Annotated in this window: 2 protein-coding genes; one reads left to right on the forward strand and one right to left on the reverse strand. The window is 71.6% G+C overall.

All coding sequences use genetic code 11. From position 1 onward, the window contains the following. Nucleotides 1-857 (reverse strand): RDD family protein (locus ABZ646_RS45545; RefSeq protein WP_360533383.1); only part of this gene is annotated, 857 nt, incomplete at its 3' end. Nucleotides 858-986: 129 nt separating this feature from the next. On the opposite strand from ABZ646_RS45545, the gene ABZ646_RS45550 reads away from it, so the two are divergent. Next, on the forward strand, nt 987-1994 hold the full coding sequence (locus ABZ646_RS45550) for a stage II sporulation protein M (RefSeq protein ID WP_360533386.1): 1008 nt from the start codon (nt 987-989) through the stop codon (nt 1992-1994). Nucleotides 1995-2125 lie beyond the last annotated feature (131 nt).

A 2125-nucleotide genomic window follows, 5' to 3' on the forward strand; every position in this document is an offset into this window, starting at 1 on the left:
TGTCCTCTTCCTATCGGGGCGTAGCCGGTGCCGGCACCGGCTACGCCGGTGCCGGCACCGGGCAACGATGGGCCGTAGCCGACGGGCGCGCCGGGCAGTGCGGGGCCGTACCCGGCGAAGGTCCGCCGGGCCTCGCGGGCCTGGCGCTCCTGCATCACGGCCGCGAGAAAGGCGGCCGGCGGTACGTCCTGCGGCGCCGGAGTACCCGTCCGGTTGGCGAGGTCGGACGCGAGCTGCCCGGCCATCGCCCAGGAGACCTGCGGATCCAGCTGCTGCATCCGCGTGAGGTACTGCCGGACGGCGAGCCACAGCCCGTCCGGTACGGCCGACAGGTCCAGCTCGGCGAAACGTCCCGCCAGCCAAGGCGGGGGCGGCGGAATGAAACGGGTCTGCCCGACGGGCACCCGCTCCCGTACGACCAGGGTCCCGGCGAAGACGTCACCGAGCCGCCGACCGCGCGCCGACACCAGCGAGGCGATACAGGCGACGACCCCGAACGTCATCAGGATCTCGACCACACCGAGAGCGCCCCGCACCAGCGCATGCCGGAACCGGATCGGCCCACCGTCATCGCGTACGACCCGCAGCCCGCACGCCAGCTTCCCGAGCGAACGCCCGTGACTCAGCGTCTCCACCGCGATCGGCGCCCCCACCAGCAGCAGCAGGAAGGCCGCGATCGACAGCGCGGTCTGTGCGGCTTCGTCCAGCGAGGCCGTGGCCGCGACCAGGCCTGTCATCGCCCCGATGTACACGGCCAGGACCACGACCAGGTCGAGCAGCACCGCCAGGGCCCTGCTGGGCAGCCTCGCGGGACGCAGTTCGAGCGCCACCGCCTCGCCCGTCACCAGCTCACTCACGTCCGCCGCCTTCCCTGGTCTGCCCTGTACAGCGCAAGTCTGCCAAGCTGAGCGCACATCGCGCCGCAGTACGACAAGCCGACAGCTACGACAGGCAGTCGACGACCAGCCGAGGAGCAGGCAGACCCGATGGACCTCGACGTCTTCGTCTCCGCACACCGAGCCGAATGGGACCGTCTGGACGCCCTCCTGCGCCGTCAGCGGCGTCTCGACGGCGCCGAAGCCGACGAACTCGTCGCCCTCTACCAGCGCACCGCCACCCACCTGTCCCTCATCCAGTCCAGCGCGCCCGATCCGCAGCTCACCGGACGCCTCAGCCAACTCGTGGCACGTGCGCGCAGTGCCGTGGCGGGAACCGGCCGAGCCTCCTGGCGCGATGTCGCCCGCTTCCTGGGACAGGGCTTCCCGGCGGCCGTCTACCGCTCCCGCCGCTGGTGGGTGCCCACCGCACTCATATCCACGGCCGTCGCGATCCTGCTGGGCTGGTGGATCGGGACCCACCCGGACGTGCAGTCGACCATCGCCGCCCCCGGCCAGCTCCGCGAGCTGACCCGCCCCGGCGGCGAGTACGAGACCTACTACTCCAGCCATCCCGCGGCCTCCTTCGCGGCCCAGGTGTGGACGAACAACGCGCAGGCCGCCGCGATGTGCCTGGTCCTGGGTGTCTTCCTCGGCCTGCCGGTCCTCTGGATCCTGCTGGAGAACATGCTCAACCTGGCCGTCGGGTTCGGCCTGATGTCCTCGGCCGGCCGCCTCGACACCTTCCTGGGTCTGGTCCTCCCGCACGGGCTGCTCGAACTCACCGCGGTCTTCGTGGCCGCGGGTACCGGACTGCGTCTCGGCTGGACCCTCATAGACCCCGGTCCGCGCAGCCGCCGTACGGCGCTGGCCGAGGAAGGCCGTGCGGCCGTGGGCATGGCGATCGGCCTGGCCCTGGTCCTCTTCGTCTCCGGCGCGATCGAAGGGTTCGTCACCCCCTCCGGCCTGCCGACCTGGGCCCGCATAGGCATCGGAATAGCGGCTGAGCTGGCCTTCCTGGCCTACGTCTTCGTCCTCGGTGGCCGGGCCGTCCGCGCGGGTGAGACGGGGGACCTCGGCGAGACCGAGCGCAGCGCGTCCCTCCCCACGGCCGCCTGATGTGCGGAGAGCTCCCGTGAGCTGCTAGTCTCCTCTTCGCCCCGGAAAACCTGTTGACACGGGTTGGGCAGGGAGGTAGATACCGGCGCGCTGTGCGAGAGCGATCCCGGCCGCCATACGGTCGCGCCAGC

This window comes from Streptomyces sp. NPDC007162, assembly GCF_040634175.1.
GTDB lineage: Bacteria > Actinomycetota > Actinomycetes > Streptomycetales > Streptomycetaceae > Streptomyces.

Excerpts from the sequence above, each read along its gene's own strand:
- ABZ646_RS45550 (WP_360533386.1), top strand. The coding sequence starts at position 987 with ATGGACCTCGACGTCTTCGTCTCCGCACACCGAGCCGAATGGGACCGT.